The sequence below is a fragment of the Streptomyces glaucescens genome, from assembly GCF_000761215.1.
Taxonomy (GTDB): domain Bacteria; phylum Actinomycetota; class Actinomycetes; order Streptomycetales; family Streptomycetaceae; genus Streptomyces; species Streptomyces glaucescens_B.
Window position 1 is genome coordinate 4,765,176 of record NZ_CP009438.1, and the last position, 17,149, is coordinate 4,782,324.

Genomic DNA, 17,149 nt, shown 5'->3' on the forward strand with positions numbered 1-17,149 from the left:
TTCACCTGTGCTTCTTCTTGGTTTCTTAGCGTTCCCCAACCTTCCCCATTTTCCTTGGCAGATCCTTGCCTTTCTTTTTCCAGCAGGAGCACCATGACAAGGGTTCGCAGCAGATGGTCACGTCCCCGGACGGGGGATCCGGCCTCCGCGCCGACGGACGGCGGACCACCCACCGCCCAGGTCACCCCGGCCGAGCTGGAGGACTGCCTGCGGGCCTGTGCCGTGCACAGCGGCAAGCTGGTCGGCAGCCTCGACAACCGCCGGATCGCGCTGGCCGAACAGCTGCGCAGGCTGCTCGCCCGGTGGGCGCAGGAGCAGCCGCAGCCCGCCCCGGCGGGCGGCACCGGCGGCCTGATCCGCCGGGGCGCCAGGCCGGCCGCGGGCGGCGGACTGAGCAACGACCTGCTGGACGACCTCCTCGCGGTCGGCAACAAGTCCCTGGACTGCGGCTACGACGACGAGCTGAACCTGGCCCTGCTGATCAGCGACACCGTGCTCACCCAGCGCAGGAACTCCCGCGCGGGCTGGCGGCTGCGCGGCCGGCTGCTGGAGGCGATGGGCCGCCCGGCCGCCGCCGTCGACGCCTACGAGCGCTACCTCGCCCTCACCCAGGAGGACGGCTTCGGGGTGAGCGCCAAGGTCGCCGGACTGCGCACCGCTACCGAGCGCCGCGCCGAACTCCTCGACCTGCTCCGGCGCACCGTCCCCGACGCCGCCCGGCACGCCGGCTCCCCCGCGACCGACGTGTGGGCCGACGGCCTCGCCGCGCACGCCGAAGGCGACGGGGAACGGGCGCAGGCCCTGCTGGTCGGCGCCCTGGTCGCCCTGGACCGCGCCGAGGCGCCGGAGCAGGAGTTCCAGGAGGCGCTCAGCCACTACCTGGACCTGTGCACCGGTTCCCGGGCCCGCCCCACCGCCGAACTGACCGAGATCATCGCGCTCTTCGCCGAGCAGCGCCGCAACCGGATGCGCGGCCCGCTGCCCGACCCGCTCTTCGGCGGGGTGCAGTGGATCGGCCTGGGCGAGTTCCGCAACCGGATCGCGGGCAAGTCGGTCTGCCTGATCGCCAACTCCGGCAAGGTCGGCGAGAGCGGCATGGGCGCCGAGATCGACGGCTACGACCTGGTGGTCCGCTTCAACTCGTACCGGATCGACCCCGCGCACACCGGCCGGCGCACCGACATCCACGCCACCATCCACAAGCACGGCTTCAACTGGGACCAGCCCGTCGACACCCGCCTGGTCTTCGGCGGCATATCCGGCGACTGGAAGTACTCCCTGCGCAACCGGCTGGTGCCGGGCGCCCAGCAGTACCTCGGCGACGAGTCGCTGCGCTGGCCGGTGCGCAACATCGGCAAGTGGGGCACCGACCGCTGGCCGTCGATCCCCACCTCCGGCTTCAACATGCTCTTCCTGCTCGACTTCCTCGACGTCAGCCCGGTCCTCGACCTGATCGGCTTCGACTTCTACGAGTCCGGCGCCTACCGCCTCGCCGAGGCGATGAAGATGCCCATCACGTCCGTGCACGAATACACCAGCGAGAAGGCGTGGGTCATGGAACGGGCCCAGAGCGTCTCCGGCATGAGGATTTCCCTGCGATGACCCCTGCACCCGCCGTCACGGCCCCGGCCACCGCGGCCCCGGCCACCGACGCCCGCGCCCTCACCGGCAAGCGCCGGATCGCCTTCGCCAGCTTCGTCGACGAGAACTACCTGCCCGGCTTCCTCGCCCTGCTGCGCTCCCTCGCCCTGACCAACCCGGGCGTCTGCGAGGACTTCATCGTCCTCCACGACGACCTGCGCCCGGCCTCCGTCGCCAGGATCCGCGCCCTGCACCCGCGGGTCACCTTCCGCCGCGTCGACGCCGGCCACTACGACTCCTACGTCAAGGGCGACCAGGACAACTACCTGGTCCGCAAGGCGTACTTCATCCTCGACGTCTTCAGGATCCGCGACTACGACACCGTGATCACCCTGGACACCGACATGGTGGTCCTCGGCTCGATCGCCGAACTGCTCTCCCTGCGCGAGGGACTGGCCGCCGTACCGCAGTTCTTCTACGGCCAGCACAAGCTCAACAGCGGTCTGCTCGTCATCCAGAAGGAGTACCTGACCGACGAGTTCTGCGCCCGCATCGACGAGATCGGCCGCTCCGGCGCCTACGAGCTGGACAAGCACGACCAGGGCATCCTGAACGCCCTCCTCGACGGTGACTTCGTCCGCCTCGACGCGAAGTACAACTTCGTCAAGCGGCGCCTGTCCGGTGACCTCCCGGTCCCCGACGACACCGCGATCCTGCACTTCACCGGCCGGCACAAGCCCTGGCAAGGCGGCGAGTCCGGCTACGAGCAGGCGCAGGAGCGCTGGCGCGAGTACCGGATGAGCGACGCCGACCTCCAGGCCGCGTTCGTCGCCCGCGGCGGCTCCCCGCACCGCGACCTGCTGGTCCACTTCGGCACCCCGCACGTGGAGCGCACCGGCGACGTCGACACCGCCCGCAAGGTCGCCCTCGCTCACATCGGCAACGGCGACTACCAGGCCGCCGTCGACATCATGGAGCGCGTCCACATCCCCGTGGACGAGGCCTGGCCGCACGAGGTGTACGGGCACGCCCTGATGAGCGTCTCCCGCTACGAGGAGGCCCGCGCCCAGCTGCTGCTGGCCACCGCCGCGCCCAACCGGGCCGCCACCGCCTTCGCCCGGCTCGCCCAGATCGCCTGGGTGCACGGCGACGACGCCACCGCGCGGAAGTACGCCCTCCAGGGCCTCACCGTCGACCCCACGCACCGGGCCGCCCGCATCTGGCACCAGCGCACCCTCTCCATGCCCGAGCAGGCGCAGGGCAGCCCCGACCAGCAGCTCGCGCACGTCGCGTTCTACATGGACCGGCAGGGCAACGCGGGCGACAAGCTGCTCCCGGAGTCCGTCCGGCTCGCCTTCGACCCGGACACCACCGGCCGCCGCTGGCTCTCGGTGCACGCCCACCGGCTGTTCGACGAGGCGGCCCTGGAACGGGTCAACGCCCGGCGCGGCCTGGTCATCGGCGGCGGCGGCCTGTTCATCCCGGACACCATGCCCAACGGCAACAGCGCCTGGCAGTGGAACGTCCCGGACGAGCTGCTGGAACGCATCGAGGTGCCGATCGCGGTGTACGCCGTCGGCTTCAACGCCTTCGACGGCCAGTCCTACCGCGCCGTCCGGTTCCGCGAGTCGCTGCGCAAGCTGGTGGAGAGGTCCGCCTTCTTCGGGCTGCGCAACCACGGCTCGATCGAGAAGGTCCGCGCGATGCTCCCGGCCCATCTGCACGACAAGGTGCGCTTCCAGCCCTGCCCGACCACGGTCACCCGGCAGCTCGTCGCGGACTGGCGGGACCCGGTGACCCGCGACGACACCATCCTGATCAACGCCGCCTACGACCGCGCGGGCCTGCGCTTCGGCCACGACTACGGCTACTTCCTGGCCCAGATGGCGCAGGCGGTGCGGGAGCTCGGCGAGCTGGCCGAGGTGCAGTGCGTGGCCCACTCGCTGGACGACGAGCGGATCGCCTTCGACCTGCGGCGCGAGCACGGCATCTCGCTGCCGGTCATCCCGATGTACGACTTCGGCAACGACGCGATCCGCGAGCTGTACGCGCGCACCAAGCTGGTCATCGGCATGCGCGGCCACGCGGGAATGATCCCGTTCGGCTGCGGCACGCCCATCATCAGCCTGATCTCGCACCCGAAGATGGCGTACTTCCTGCGCGACATCGAGCGCCCCGAGTGGGGCGTCTCCGTCCACGACCGCAACCTGGCGGCGGTCCTGGTGGAGCGCTCCCGCGAGCTGCTCGCCGACCACGCGAAGACGGTGGCGGACGTGCACGGCCGTCAGCAGGAGCTGTGGAGGATCACCCAGGCGAACGCGGCGGAGCTGCGGACCGTCCTGGGGAGCTGACCCGGGGCCGGGCCCCCGCGCCGACGGGGGCCCGGCTCAGCGTCCGACGGCGCGGCGCACCAGCTTCGCCAGTGGCGAGCCCTCCTTGTCGTACGCCGTCCGCAGCTGTGTGAAGTGGTCGGCGCGGGTGCGGGCGAGGTACTCGTCACCGGTCAGCCTGCGCGCGATCGACCAGGCCTGCCGGTGCCGGCCGTCGTAGTGGGCGACGTACGCCTTGGCCAGCTCCAGCACCGACTTGAACGGGATGCCGCCGGTGTGGTCGCGGTCGATCCGCTCCTGCACGGCCGAGATCAGCTCCAGTTTCCGCTCGTAGGGGAAGGAGTCCTCGGCGACGGCGGTCAGCACCTCCTCGGGGATCGGCCGGGTCACCTCGAAGGCGAGGGTGGAGCGGACGGGCGGCCCGGCGATCTCGATGTACGGCAGCAGCGCGCCGGTGCTGTAGTGCAGCCAGGGCAGCCGCGGTCCGGCGAAGTCCTGGTGCAGCACGACGGATCCGGGCCGCAGCCGGGTGAGGAACCGCTCGGCGACACAGCGGAAGACCCGGGCCGTCTTGGCTATGTCGATGTGCAGGAACTCGACGGGGGAGTGGTCGTCCGGGTCGGAGGTCTGCCACAGGTCGCCCGCGTGGATCTCCAGGAACGGCAGGAACGGCAGCAGGCGGCTCTTGAAGTCGTTCAGGAAGGAGTTGTCGCCCGCGGGCTTGGTCCCGCCGGTGAAGAACTTCTCGGTGGCGAAGGTGCCCTTGCCGACGCGGAAGAAGTCGTAGGCGTGCAGCCGTCCCGTCTTCTCGTCGAACACCGGCGACTCGTGCAGTCCGAGCGCGAGTGCGTACGTCGATCCGCCGCCGCCCGAGCCCAGTTCGACGATCCGGTCGTCTCCCGTGAGGACGTGGCGGCCGACCAGGTACAGGAACTGCAGCTCCCAGGTGCTCACCTGGGTGTAGGGCAGGTTGTCCGGCAGCGTGACGGTGTCGAGCATCGGGTAGAGCCGGCCGAGCTGGGTCATGAGAGCCTCACGGGGATCGGTGGGACGGCGTCCCGATCCTAGGGACAGGCACGCCGTCTCACCATGGAATCAAGGGAGTAAACCGGCTGTTCGCCGTTGTTTCCCACCCCTTGACCCGTCGTTCACCTCTGATTCGCTTGGCGGCGTACGGCCTTCCTCAGGGCCCGCGCCCGGCGCACCATCCGCCGCGCGGCCGCGTTGTCCGGCAGGAACGACAGCCGCTGCGGGATACCGCCCGGCAGACCCAGCGAGGTGAGCCGCCTGCGCTTGAAGTACCGCTGCACGTCCGGCCCGTAGTGCGCCGCGAGGAACCGTTCCGCCGCCGGCCGCAGCCCCGCCTGGATCTGCGGCTGCATGGTGAAGCCGACGGCCGTGACCAGCCCCGTCAGCAGCTCGCCGGCCGGCCCGCCCGGCTCGCCCGCCAGCGGCGGCAGCAGCGCGTCGGCCAGCGTCACCGGCACCCGGTTGCTGTTCTGGTACGGCGTGAGCCGGTCCAGCAGCCGCTCGGTGCCGATCCGGGCCACCGGCAGGCCGTAGAACGTGGCGGCCGTGAACAGCGCGGTCGAGAAACAGCCCACCACCAGCGCCGGCGCCGCCCTCTCGAACAGCACCTCCGCCAGCACCGGCGTGTCCAGCACGGTCAGCGCCACGCCCAGCCGCCCGGCCTCGGTCTCCAGCGCGCGGCCGTAGCTCGCCGGGGCCGTCGGGTGCGGCTTGAAGACGACCGTCCGGTGTCCGCGCGCCACCGCGCCGCGCAGCATCCGCACATGCAGGTCCTCCTCCTCCTCGGGGGAGAGGATCTTCAGCGCGGACAGGTACTGTCCGAGCAGCAGCGCCGCGCCCGACGGCACCCCCGGCAGCTCCGGCACGGTGCCGGTGAGCCGGCTCAGCACCTTCAGGAACGCCTGCGTCGGCACCACCTGCGCGGGCACGCCGAACTCGGTCAGCAGCAGCGGTTCCAGGCCCGGCACCAGATCCAGGTGGAGCAGCCGCCGCACCCGGGTGCCGACCAGCGGATCGAGCTTGTTGCGGGTCGGGCCGTAGCTCATCAGGCCGTCGGCGTACACGTCGATCGGGGCGCCGGTGAAGATCTGCGCCACCGTGAGCGCCGGGCTGACCTGGATCGACTCCAGGACCAGCGCCACCCGGTCCTCGCCCAGCCCCCACCGCAGCCGCAGATAGCGCTCGAACAGCGGCAGGTCGTCCGGGCGGGGCTGCCAGGCGCCCGGGTGGAACGGGCTGATCGCCTCGTTGAACGACACCACGTCGTCGAAGTGCTCACGCAACTGCTCGAAGCCGGGCATCCCGTCGACCGCCGGAGTGGTCTCCGGGGTCAGGGCGTTGTTGAACACCAGCAGGATCCGGCGGTCCGCGGGGCCGAAGCAGTCCGACTCGATCGCGGCGGCCAGGGTGGCCGCGCCGTACAGGGTGGAGACGCAGAAGATCCGGGTGGTCCGGGACATCAGGCGGCCGCCTTCGCTGTGGTGACCCGGCGCCGCAGCCGCCGCAGCGTGGCGGCCCGGCGCAGGTCCATGGTGTCGAGCACGTCGCCGAGCGCGTCCTGCGGCATCCGCCTGACCGCGGCCGCGCTCATCGCGCGCAGCCGCTTGGCCACCTGCGGCTCGAACTTGTCGATCTCCGACAGGTGGTGGGCGATGATCGCGCAGTAGGTGCGCACCGCCTTCGGCAGCAGCCGGTCCGCGTCCCGGTCCGCCGCGGTCTCACCTATCACCTGGTCGAAGGCGCGAATGAAGTCGAGCTGGCGGACATCACCGATCTGGGTGAGGGAACCGGCGACACCGCGCCGGTAGAAGACGCCGAGCAGGCCCACCACGGCGAACGACTCCGCCTCCCGGTGCAGCTTCCAGATCCACGGCCGGTCCTCGGCGGTGCGCAGCCCGTCGGTGAAGTGCAGCAGCCCCCGCTCCAGCAGCCGCCGGTGGAAGACACCGGCCCACGCGTAGGGGTAGTCCACCGAGGTGGAGCGGTCGGCGGGGAGGATCGCCCCGCGCGGGTCCAGCACCTCCCCGCGCAGCCCGACCGGCACCCGGTGCACGGAGCGGGCCCGCGCGGTGGCCTGCACGTGGTCGGTGCGCACGAAGTCGCAGCCCAGCTCCTCGGCGGCCGCGACCAGCTCGCTCAGATAGCCGGGCGCGAGCCAGTCGTCGCCGTCCAGGAAGGCCACGTACTCGCCGGTCGCCGCGTCGAGCCCAGTGTTGCGCGCGGTGGCGAGGCCGCCGTTCTCCTCCCGGTGGATCAGACGCACCCGCGCGACCTCGGAAAGGTCCTCCGCCGCGCGTTCCAGAATGGCCGGTGTCTCATCCTTCGATTTGTCGTCGACCAGGATGAACTCGAAGTCGGCACGGGCATTCGCGCGAAGACTCCTGAGGTTGTCCGGGGCGTATTGCTGAACGTTGTAGAACGGCACGATCACGGAAAGCTTTGGCACCCGAGAAATCCTAGGAGGCGGCCCGGCTGCGGAACTTTCCGCCGCCGGTACACCGGGTGAACTCCATATGTCGGAACAGTGCATGCCGCATACCTTCCGGCCCGGGGCGGGCCGGTTCGGCTCCCGGTGGCGCGCTGTTAACTTTTTGTTGAGTCCCGGTTGGGCCATAACTCGATATCGCTTCCTAGCGTCTTCGGCGTGCCACCACGTACAACGAAGCCCCCACGCGTCGCCGTACTCGCGGACTCCGACACCCGCTGGAAATGGGGTGCGCTGACCGCGGACCGCATCGTCCCGGGCCCGACCACGGAGACCGCCCCCGCGCAGGGGCCCCGAGCCGCATCCGTCCTGGACGGCTTCCTGCTGCGCGGCCGGTCCACCCCCACCCCGCGCCAGCTCGCCGAGGTGGGCGTGCGCGCCGACTCCCTGCGCGAGGTCACGGCCGTCGAGTTCCTGCACACCATGGCGCGGGAGCCCTACGACGTGCTCGTCCTCGCCCTGGTCGGCGGCGGCGTGCAGGCGATGCTGCACGGGCTGAAGCGGGTCTGGGAGGACCGGCCCGCCCGGCCCGTCGTCGTCACCGGCTACGTCGGCGTCGTCTACGAGAAGCTCGCCGACGGACTGCTGCTGCGGCACGGCGCGGACCTCGTCCTCGCCAACTCCCGCCAGGACGCCGAACGCTTCAGGGCCGTGTACGACGGGGTCGGCGCCGACTCCTCCGCCGTGACCGAGGTGGCACTCCCGTTCCTCGGCGGAACCCCGTACACCGGCGGACACGACCCCTGCACGGTCGTCTTCGCCGCCCAGCCGTCCGTCCCGGACAACCGCAAGGACCGCGCCTACCTGCTCGACCGGCTCGTCCGGCACGCCCGGCTGCACCCCGAACGCGAGGTGCTGCTCAAACTCCGCTCCAAGCCCGGCGAACACACCACCCACATCGAGGAACTGCCCTACCAGAAGCTCGCCCAGCGCCTCGACCTGCCGCCCAACCTCCGGCTCGTCTACGGCCACATGGGCGAGGTCCTGGACCGCACCGACCTGCTGGTCACGGTCAGCTCCACCGCCGCCCTGGAGTCCCTGCACCGCCGGATCCCCACCGCCGTCCTCACCGACCTCGGCGTGCGCGAGGTGCTCGGCAACCACCACTTCGTGGGATCCGGCTGCCTCGCCTCCTGGGACCAGCTCGACGCGGGGCACCGGCCGGAGCCGGACGGGGAGTGGGTGGCCCGGCAGGGCGTCCGGGCGGACGGCTCGTACCGAACCGCCTTCGACGCGGCCCGTGAACGCATCGCCGGGCTGCTCGCCGGCGCCGCGCTGCCGCCGCTCACCCCCTACTACACCCCCGCGACCGCCCCCGGCTACCTGCCGGGCATCCTCGCCCGCCACCACCTCGGCCCCGACGGCACCCCGCTGCCCGGCGCCCCCGCCCACGACAGGGAGCCCGGCCCGGTCCGGCAGATCGTGCGCCGGGCGGCACGCGGCGCCTACCGGCACGGCGTCCAGCGCGTGGCCCCCGTCATCCGCCGGATGGGCGAGCTGTGAACCGCGCGACACCACCCCGAGGAGCAGAACCCATGTCCCACCCGCAGACGGGCCAGGGCGCCACCGTGCGCCGGGTGCTCGCGGTGATCCCCGCGCGCGGCGGCTCCAAGGGCGTGCCCGCGAAGAACCTCGCCCCGGTCGGCGGCATCCCGCTGGTCGCCCGCGCGGTCCGCGCCTGCCGGGCCGGCCGGCTCGTCACCGACGTCGTGGTCTCCACGGACGACCAGGCCATCGCCGCCGCCGCCCGCGCGGCCGGCGCCGAGGTCGTGCTGCGCCCCGCCGACCTCGCCGGCGACACCGCGACCTCCGAGGCGGCCGTCCTGCACGCCATGGACACCCACGAGGCGCTGCACGGCGCCCCGGTCGACGTGGTGCTGCTCGTCCAGTGCACCAGCCCCTTCCTGACCCGCGAGGACGTCGACGGGGTCGCCGCGGCGGTCGTGGAGAACGGCGCGGACACCGCCGTCACCGTGGCGCCCTTCCACGGCTTCGTCTGGCGGGACGGCGACGGCACGGGCGCGCGGGAGGACGGCGGCCACGGCGTCAACCACGACAAGTCCCACCGCCCCCGCCGCCAGGACCGCCCCCAGGACCTGCTGGAGACGGGCGCCGCCTACGCCATGGACGCGCCCGGCTTCCGCAAGCACCAGCACCGCTTCTTCGGCCGCACGGAACTCGTGCGCACCGACCCCGCGCGCGTGCTGGAGATCGACGACCCGCACGACCTCGCCCGGGCCCGCGCCCTCGCCCCGCTTCTCGACGCGGAGCGGCCCGGCGCCCTCCCGACCGCCGCCGACATCGACGCGGTCGTCCTCGACTTCGACGGCACCCAGACCGACGACCGGGTGCTGATCGACTCCGACGGACGGGAGTTCGTCTCCGTGCACCGCGGCGACGGACTCGGCATCGCGGCCCTGCGCAAGGCGGGCCTCGAACTGCTGATCCTGTCCACGGAACAGAACCCGGTCGTCGCCGCCCGCGCCCGGAAGCTGAGGCTCCCGGTGCTGCACGGCATCGACCGCAAGGACCTCGCGCTCAAGCAGTGGTGCGAGGAACAGGGCATCGCGCCGGAGCGCGTGCTCTACGTCGGCAACGACGTCAACGATCTGGGCTGCTTCTCGCTCGTCGGCTGGCCGGTCGCGGTCGCGAGCGCCCACGACGTCGTACGCGGCGCCGCACGCGCGGTCACCACCCTCCCCGGTGGCGACGGCGCGATCCGAGAGATCGCCGGCTGGATCCTCGGACCCTCTCTCGACTCTCCCGCCCCCCTCACGAAGTAAGGAACGTTCCTGCCATGAGCACCAACTCCCGCCTGCGCACCCTCGGCTCCCGCGAGGTCGGCCCCGGCCGCCCCGTCTACATCACCGGCGAGATCGGCATCAACCACAACGGCGACCTCGACAACGCCTTCAAGCTGATCGACGCCGCCGCCGAGGCCGGCTGCGACGCGGTCAAGTTCCAGAAGCGCACGCCGGAGATCTGCACCCCGCGCGACCAGTGGGACATCGAGCGCGACACCCCCTGGGGCCGGATGACCTACATCGACTACCGCCACCGCGTGGAGTTCGGCGAGGACGAGTACCGGCAGATCGACGAGTACTGCAAGGCCCGGAACATCGACTGGTTCGCCTCCCCGTGGGACACCGAGGCCGTCGCCTTCCTGGAGAAGTTCGACGTCCCCGCCCACAAGGTGGCCTCCGCCTCCCTCACCGACGACGAGCTGCTGCGCGAGCTGCGCGCCACCGGCCGCACGGTCATCCTCTCCACCGGCATGTCCACCCCGAAGCAGATCCGCCACGCCGTCGAGGTCCTGGGCAGCGACAACATCCTGCTCTGCCACGCCACCTCCACCTACCCGGCCAAGGCCGAGGAGCTGAACCTCCGCGTGATCAACACGCTGGAGAAGGAGTACCCGAACGTCCCGATCGGCTACTCCGGCCACGAGACCGGCCTGCAGACCACCCTCGCGGCCGTCGCCCTCGGCGCCGTCTTCGTCGAGCGCCACATCACCCTCGACCGCGCCATGTGGGGCTCCGACCAGGCCGCCTCCGTCGAGCCCCAGGGCCTCCAGCGCCTGGTCCGCGACATCCGCACCATCGAGGCCTCCCTCGGCGACGGCGTGAAGAAGGTGTACGACTCCGAACTGGCCCCGATGAAGAAGCTGCGCCGCGTCACCGGCGTGATCGCCGAGGCGGAGATCGCCGCGGCGGCGGGCGAGCCGGTGACCGTCTGACCCGCCACCCCTGCCACCCCTTACGACGGGACGGTCGTACGCCGATGAGCCCCCGCGCCGGGAGAACCGGCCACACCGCCGGTCCGCACGCTCCCGACACCCTCGCCTTCGTCGAGAGCCCGGTACAGCTGCTGAACGTGCTGGAGTGGGCGCACGCCCACGCACCCGGCGCGGGGCTCACCCTGGTGGTCCTGTCGCCCGTCGACCCCATGACCCGCGGCCAGCTCCGCCGGATGTCCGAGCTGGCCCGGCGGGAGGGCCACCAGGTCCGCTGGGAGGAGGCGCGCGGCGGCGCGCTGGCCCCCTTCCAGACGGTCGGCGCCCTCACCGGGCCGCTGCGCCGCGCCCGGCGGATCGTCATGGGGGACCCCTTCTCCCGCTACGTCCAGCTGCTGCTGACCATCACCCGCGCCCGTGACCTGGTCGTCGTCGACGACGGAACGGCCACGATGGAGTTCGTCACCCAGCTGGCCCGCGGCGAACGCCTGGTCCGCTGGCACCGCAAGGGCACCCGCCGCGGCCCGCGCGACCTCGTCCTCGCCCCGGTCTCCTCCTCGGCCCGCCGCCGCCTCACCCCGGCCGGGGACCGCCGGGTGGAGATCTTCTCCTCCATGCCCATCGAGGAGGCCCCGGGCGGCGTGACCGTCCGCGCCAACGACTTCTCCTGGACCCGGGCCCGCTTCGGCCCGCCCCGCCTCACCCGGGGCGCCGACATGGTGGGCACCTCCCTCGTGGAGACCGGCGTCGTCGACGGCGACCGCTACCTGGCCGCCGTGCACGCCCTCGCCCGCACCCACGGCGCCCTGCGCTACTTCGCCCACCGCCGCGAGAGCGCCGAGAAACTCCACCGGCTGGCCGTGGAGACCGGACTGGAGGTGGTCCGCCCCGACCTCCCGCTGGAGCTGACCGCCCGCAGGGGCCCGATCGGCCGTACGGTCCTCAGCTTTCCCTCCACGGTCGTCCACACCCTGCCGCTCGCCCTCGCCGGCACCGAGGTCCGGGTCGCGGTCTGCGACATCGACCCCGCCTGGCTCACCCGCACCGCCTCCCCGCGTGCCCAGGGCTTTCTGGACGGCGTCACCGGCACGGCCCGCGACGTGCACCGGCTGTCGGCGATACGGGCCGGGTAGGGCGGAGGGCCGCTTACCTCCGGGGTAATCGCGGTGCCGCGGCTCCCCGGTTACGTTCGGCCCGACCACCCGTTCGGACGAAGGAGGCGCCCGTGCCCGCCTACGGTCTCGCCCATCTGCGCAGCCGCCGGCACCACCCGGACGTCCTGGAGTACCTGCGCCGCATCCAGGACACCCTCGACCCGTTCCGGGGCCGTTTCGTCCTCCACGGCCCGCCGGCGGAGGTGCTGGAGGGCAGCTGGCCCGGCAGCGTGGTGCTGATCGAGTTCCCGGACCTCGACACGGCCCGCGCCTGGTACGCCTCCCCGGCCTACCAGGCGATCCTCCGGCTGCGCACCGACCACATCCAGGGCGACGTCGTCCTGGCCGACGGTGTCGGACCGGACTACGACCCCGCCGCGCGGGCGGAGAAGCTGCGCGCGGAGCTGCCGTAGTCGTGTTCCGGCAGACGAACGGATAAGCGTGGGTGGGGGAGGGCGTGGTATCCGTGGAGAGGTGGGTGGGACTTGCACCGGCCCGGAGGCCCGGCACGGGTCGCCGAGCCGCGCGAGTTTACCCACCCCGACCGATACCTACTCGCTCGGCGGCCAGGATTTTCTTCCCCTAAGGGGTGGAACTTTTGTTGATCTCGGGACAGGCGGCCGCCCGGGCGTCCTACCCTTCAGAGGGTGAAGCAACTGATGTCACTGGAGTCCGAGGCCGATCTCTCCGAGGAAGCGATGCTCCCCGGCACCCTGCCGGAGCCGCTGCGCGCGGAACTCGTCGCGTTCCGCCGGGACCTGCACATGCACCCCGAGCTGGGCTTCCAGGAGTTCCGCACGACCAAGGCGATCAAGACCCGGCTGGAGCGCGCCGGCCTCAAGCCCCGGGTGCTCCCGAACGGCACCGGACTCGTCTGTGACATCGGCGCCGACGGCGGCGAGTGGAGCGGCGGCCCCGAGATGCTCGCCATGCGCGCCGACATCGACGCGCTGCCCATCCCCGACGCCAAGACCGAGTGCGCCTACCGCTCCACCGTGCCCGACCGCTGCCACGCCTGTGGCCACGACGTCCACACCACGGTGGTCCTCGGCGCCGGCCTGGTCCTCGCCGACCTGCACCGGCAGGGCCTGCTGCCGCGCCCCGTCCGGCTGCTCTTCCAGCCCGCCGAGGAGGTCCTGCCCGGCGGTGCCGCCGACGCCATCGAGAACGGCGGCGTCCTGGAGGGCGTGGCCCGGATCATCGCCGTGCACTGCGACCCCCGGGTCGACGCCGGACGCATCGGGCTGCGGCAGGGGCCCATCACGTCCGCCTGCGACCGGCTGGAGATCGCCCTCGACGGCCCCGGCGGCCACACCGCCCGCCCGCACCTGACGACCGACCTGGTCACCGCCGCGGCCCGGGTCGTCACCGACGTCCCGGCCATCGTCGCCCGGCGCGTCGACGCGCGCAGCGGCCTCTCGGTCACCTGGGGCCGCATCGAATCCGGCCACGCCCCGAACGTCATCCCCCAGCACGCCGAGCTGTCCGGCACCGTCCGCTGCCTCGACCTGGAGGCCTGGCGGCTCGCCCCGGACATCGTGCACGCCGCGATCGACGAGGTCGCCGGGCTGCACCGGGCCAAGTCCGAGATCAACTACGTCCGGGGCGTCCCGCCCGTCGTCAACGACCCGGACGTGACCGAACTCCTCCGCGACGCCATGACCGTCCGCCGCGGCCTGCACTCCGTCGAGGGCACCGAGCAGAGCCTCGGCGGCGAGGACTTCTCGTGGTACCTGGAACACGTCCCCGGCGCCATGGCCCGCCTGGGCGTGCGCACCCCCGGCGAGCGCACCGTCCGTGACCTGCACCAGGGCGACTTCGACGTCGACGAGCACGCCATCACGGTCGGCGTGGAACTCTTCACGGCGGCGGCACTCCTCAACACCGGCACCTGACCGGCCCCGCCGCCGACGACCACCCCTCGCCGGCGGGCGCCGGGGGCGCCGTACGGTCTCGGCCGCCGCCGGCGGCAGAGACCGTGCGCACGGCCGGACGGCCACCCGGGGACGGCGGCGAAGCCGAGGGCGGTGGCAGTCGCGGCGGCGGTGGCCGACGCGGCGTCACTGCCGTCCCCGGCTGAGGCGGACGGCCAGCCGCCGGCGCCGGACGCGCCCCACCGGAACCACGCACCCGCCCACGCCCCCGCACCCGAGCCGGGGCAGCGCCCACACCGCACCCTCCGGTACGGCGGTTAACCGGTACGTAACCGACCACCGGCACGAATGGATAACAGCCACGCGGAACCCCGTTCCCTGGAGTTTCTACGCGCGTTAATGTGCGCCGAAACCGAGCACCCACTGCGAAGCAGCTTTGAAGAATGGGGAACCTCAGATGCGTCGGATTTCCAGCCTGACCCGCGTCGCGGTGGGGGTCGCGTCGCTCGCGCTCGCCGCCACGGCCTGCGGTAGTACCAGCAGCGACGCCGGCAACGGCGACGGCGACGACAAGAACCTCGGCCTCGCCATCGCGTACGACATCGGCGGCAAGGGCGACCAGTCCTTCAACGACGCCGCGTTCGCCGGCCTGCAGAAGGCCAAGGACGAGTTCGGTTACGAGACCGCCGACATCGAGCCCACCGAGGGTGAGACGGACGCCGACAAGGAGCAGCGCCTGGCGTCGCTCGCCAAGCAGGGCTACAACCCGGTGATCGGCGTGGGCTTCGCCTACGGCCCGGCGATGGAGGCCGTGGCCAAGGACTACCCGGACACGACCTTCGGCATCGTGGACTCGGTCGTCGAGGGCGACAACGTCGCCTCCCTGGTCTTCGCCGAGGAGCAGGCCTCCTACCTGGCCGGCGTGGCCGCCGCGAAGGCCACGAAGACGAACACCGTCGGTTTCGTGGGCGGTGTGGACATCCCGCTGATCCACAAGTTCGAGGCCGGCTACAAGCAGGGTGTCGAGGACACCAGCGGTGGCAAGGTCAAGGTCCTCTCGCAGTACCTGACCCAGACGGCCGAGGAGGGCGGCTTCTCCAGCCCGGACAAGGGCAAGGCCGCCGCCGAGGGCCAGATCGAGAAGAAGGCGGACGTCGTCTACCAGGCGGCAGGCCTGTCCGGCCAGGGCGTGATCGAGGCCGCCGCGAAGGCGAAGGTCTTCGCGATCGGCGTCGACTCCGACCAGTACAAGCAGGAAGCCCTCGCCGCGTACAAGGAGTACATCCTCACCTCGGCCCTGAAGGACGTCGGCGGCGCGGTCTACGCCCTCGCCAAGTCGGTGGAGGACGGCAAGCCGCTGGCCGGCACGCAGACCTTCGACCTGAAGGTGAACGGTGTCGGACTGTCGGAGAGCAACCCGCAGTACGCCAAGATCGCCGGCCTGAAGGACGCGGTGGAGAAGGCCAAGGAGGGCATCACCGGCGGCCGGATCAAGGTCCGGACGGAGTAACGGCACACGTCACGGCCGTACCGCCCACCTGAACGGGCGAACCCGGCCGTACCGGCTCGAAGCGGGCGGGCGCCTCATGCGCCCCGCCCGCTTCGTCGTCTCCCGCGCAGGTCACCCACCGCCACCCCTCGTTTGCGGTCGGCAAGCCTGCGGCCGGGCGGCCGGTGGCGTTGGCCACGGGCGGATAACAAGGTGGACAGAAGGGGTTTTCAGGCAGGTCTACGCGCGTTAATCTGCGGCGAAGCCAGCGCCGATGCTGAACCTCTCGCGGCGCTTTGTACGACAGGAGCACCACACCATGCGCCGGGTTTCCCGCATCGCGGTCGCAGGCGCAGCGACCGCCTCCCTCGCCCTCGCCCTGTCCGCCTGTGGCGGCACCTCGACCGAGGGCGGCTCGTCCTCCGACAGCGACAAGGGTCTCGCCATCGCCTACGACGTGGGCGGCAAGGGCGACCAGTCCTTCAACGACGCCGCGTACGCGGGCCTGGAGCAGGCGAAGAAGGAGTTCGGTTACGAGACGGCCGACATCGAGCCCACCGAGGGCGAGACGGACGCCGACAAGCAGCAGCGCCTGGAGTCGCTGGCCAAGCAGGGCTACAACCCGGTCGTGGGTGTCGGCTACGCGTACGCCGCCGCCGTCAAGGGCGCCGCGGAGAAGTACCCGGACACCACCTTCGGCATCGTCGACGACTCCACGGTCCAGGCGAAGAACGTCGCCGACCTGGTCTTCTCCGAGGAGGAGGCCTCGTACCTGGCCGGTGTCGCCGCCGCCAAGAGCACCAAGAGCAACGTCGTCGGCTTCGTCGGCGGTGTGGACATCCCGCTGATCCACAAGTTCCAGGCGGGCTTCGAGCAGGGCGTCAAGGACACCAACCCCAAGGCCAAGGTGCTCTCGCAGTACCTGACCCAGACGGCCGAGGAGGGCGGCTTCTCCAGCCCGGACAAGGGCAAGACGGCCGCCGAGGGCCAGATCGAGAAGAAGGCGGACGTCGTCTACGCGGCCGCCGGCCTGTCCGGCCAGGGCGTGATCGAGGCCGCCGCCGCCAACAAGGTGTGGGCGATCGGTGTCGACTCCGACCAGTACAAGCAGGAAGCCCTCGCCAAGTACAAGGACTTCATCCTCACCTCGGCGATGAAGGACGTCGCCAAGGCGGTCTACAACCTGGCGAAGTCCGTCGAGGACGGCAAGCCGCAGACCGGTATCGTTCGTGGCGATCTGAAGTCCGGCGAGGTGAGCCTGTCGAACTCCAACCCGAAGTTCGCGGACGACGCCGACGTCCAGAAAGCCGTCGAAACCGCCAAGGAGAAGATCATCAGCGGCGAGATCAAGGTCAAGAGCAGCTGATCTCCGCAACACCCTGAGCAGCGTGTAACCACGGGGTTACGTCCGCTCGACGGGGTACGGGGAGTCCGGCTCCCCGTACCCCGTCGTCGCGGTGCGTCGGCCCCTTTG

General features: G+C 71.6%; 13 protein-coding genes. 10 read left to right on the forward strand and 3 right to left on the reverse strand.

The window, feature by feature from the left end; all coding sequences use genetic code 11:
- Positions 1-93: 93 nt before the first annotated feature.
- Complete coding sequence (locus tag SGLAU_RS20735; RefSeq protein ID WP_043503553.1) at positions 94-1,602, forward strand: glycosyltransferase family 29 protein; 1,509 nt, start codon at positions 94-96, stop codon at positions 1,600-1,602.
- The gene (locus SGLAU_RS20740) at positions 1,599-3,932 is read left to right on the forward strand and encodes a glycosyltransferase (RefSeq protein ID WP_043503555.1); all 2,334 of its coding nucleotides are present in this window, start codon (positions 1,599-1,601) and stop codon (positions 3,930-3,932) included. The genes SGLAU_RS20735 and SGLAU_RS20740 overlap by 4 nt, the downstream gene beginning before the upstream one ends.
- A gap of 36 nt (positions 3,933-3,968) precedes the next feature.
- Here SGLAU_RS20740 and SGLAU_RS20745 read toward each other — a convergent pair whose 3' ends face one another.
- The 3 genes from SGLAU_RS20745 to SGLAU_RS20755 all read right to left on the reverse strand — a co-directional run bounded on the left by SGLAU_RS20745 (position 3,969) and on the right by SGLAU_RS20755 (position 7,386).
- The gene (locus tag SGLAU_RS20745; RefSeq protein ID WP_043503558.1) at positions 3,969-4,937 is read right to left on the reverse strand and encodes a hypothetical protein; all 969 of its coding nucleotides are present in this window, start codon (positions 4,935-4,937) and stop codon (positions 3,969-3,971) included.
- A gap of 122 nt (positions 4,938-5,059) precedes the next feature.
- A complete protein-coding gene (locus SGLAU_RS20750) occupies positions 5,060-6,400 on the reverse strand; it encodes an alpha-2,8-polysialyltransferase family protein (RefSeq protein WP_043503560.1) in 1,341 nt (446 codons plus the stop codon).
- On the reverse strand, positions 6,400-7,386 hold the full coding sequence (locus SGLAU_RS20755; protein WP_043503563.1) for a glycosyltransferase family 2 protein: 987 nt from the start codon (positions 7,384-7,386) through the stop codon (positions 6,400-6,402). Before SGLAU_RS20755 ends, SGLAU_RS20750 begins: the two co-directional genes overlap by 1 nt.
- Before the next feature lie 198 nt (positions 7,387-7,584).
- On the opposite strand from SGLAU_RS20755, the gene SGLAU_RS20760 reads away from it, so the two are divergent.
- The 8 genes from SGLAU_RS20760 (at position 7,585) to SGLAU_RS20795 (ending at position 17,041) form a co-directional block, all read left to right on the forward strand.
- Positions 7,585-8,928 carry a DUF6716 putative glycosyltransferase gene (locus SGLAU_RS20760; protein ID WP_043503564.1) on the forward strand — a complete coding sequence of 448 codons (1,344 nt, stop codon included), beginning with the start codon at positions 7,585-7,587 and terminating at the stop codon, positions 8,926-8,928.
- A 32-nt stretch (positions 8,929-8,960) separates the two neighbouring features.
- Positions 8,961-10,208: an N-acylneuraminate cytidylyltransferase gene (locus SGLAU_RS20765; protein ID WP_043503565.1), complete on the forward strand. Its 1,248-nt coding sequence runs from the start codon at positions 8,961-8,963 to the stop codon at positions 10,206-10,208.
- Positions 10,209-10,222: 14 nt separating this feature from the next.
- Complete coding sequence (locus SGLAU_RS20770) at positions 10,223-11,161, forward strand: N-acetylneuraminate synthase family protein (RefSeq protein ID WP_043503567.1); 939 nt, start codon at positions 10,223-10,225, stop codon at positions 11,159-11,161.
- 44 nt (positions 11,162-11,205) lie between these two features.
- Positions 11,206-12,291 carry a hypothetical protein gene (locus tag SGLAU_RS20775; RefSeq protein WP_043503568.1) on the forward strand — a complete coding sequence of 362 codons (1,086 nt, stop codon included), beginning with the start codon at positions 11,206-11,208 and terminating at the stop codon, positions 12,289-12,291.
- A 92-nt stretch (positions 12,292-12,383) separates the two neighbouring features.
- Positions 12,384-12,725, forward strand: coding sequence for a DUF1330 domain-containing protein (locus SGLAU_RS20780; protein ID WP_043503570.1), 342 nt, complete (start codon positions 12,384-12,386; stop codon positions 12,723-12,725).
- Positions 12,726-12,971: 246 nt separating this feature from the next.
- Positions 12,972-14,207, forward strand: coding sequence for a M20 family metallopeptidase (locus SGLAU_RS20785; protein ID WP_043503571.1), 1,236 nt, complete (start codon positions 12,972-12,974; stop codon positions 14,205-14,207).
- Positions 14,208-14,643: 436 nt separating this feature from the next.
- The gene (locus SGLAU_RS20790) at positions 14,644-15,696 is read left to right on the forward strand and encodes a BMP family lipoprotein (protein ID WP_043503573.1); all 1,053 of its coding nucleotides are present in this window, start codon (positions 14,644-14,646) and stop codon (positions 15,694-15,696) included.
- A gap of 298 nt (positions 15,697-15,994) precedes the next feature.
- Entirely contained in the window at positions 15,995-17,041 is a 1,047-nt protein-coding gene (locus SGLAU_RS20795; protein ID WP_043503574.1) for a BMP family lipoprotein, read from the forward strand.
- Positions 17,042-17,149 lie beyond the last annotated feature (108 nt).

Coding starts and splice junctions, on each gene's coding strand:
- SGLAU_RS20790 (WP_043503573.1), top strand. CDS start 14,644: ATGCGTCGGATTTCCAGCCTGACCCGCGTCGCGGTGGGGGTCGCGTCG.
- SGLAU_RS20735 (WP_043503553.1), top strand. CDS start 94: ATGACAAGGGTTCGCAGCAGATGGTCACGTCCCCGGACGGGGGATCCG.
- SGLAU_RS20785 (WP_043503571.1), top strand. CDS start 12,972: ATGTCACTGGAGTCCGAGGCCGATCTCTCCGAGGAAGCGATGCTCCCC.
- SGLAU_RS20795 (WP_043503574.1), top strand. CDS start 15,995: ATGCGCCGGGTTTCCCGCATCGCGGTCGCAGGCGCAGCGACCGCCTCC.
- SGLAU_RS20740 (WP_043503555.1), top strand. CDS start 1,599: ATGACCCCTGCACCCGCCGTCACGGCCCCGGCCACCGCGGCCCCGGCC.
- SGLAU_RS20775 (WP_043503568.1), top strand. CDS start 11,206: ATGAGCCCCCGCGCCGGGAGAACCGGCCACACCGCCGGTCCGCACGCT.
- SGLAU_RS20750 (WP_043503560.1), bottom strand. CDS start 6,400: ATGTCCCGGACCACCCGGATCTTCTGCGTCTCCACCCTGTACGGCGCG.
- SGLAU_RS20770 (WP_043503567.1), top strand. CDS start 10,223: ATGAGCACCAACTCCCGCCTGCGCACCCTCGGCTCCCGCGAGGTCGGC.
- SGLAU_RS20745 (WP_043503558.1), bottom strand. CDS start 4,937: ATGACCCAGCTCGGCCGGCTCTACCCGATGCTCGACACCGTCACGCTG.
- SGLAU_RS20765 (WP_043503565.1), top strand. CDS start 8,961: ATGTCCCACCCGCAGACGGGCCAGGGCGCCACCGTGCGCCGGGTGCTC.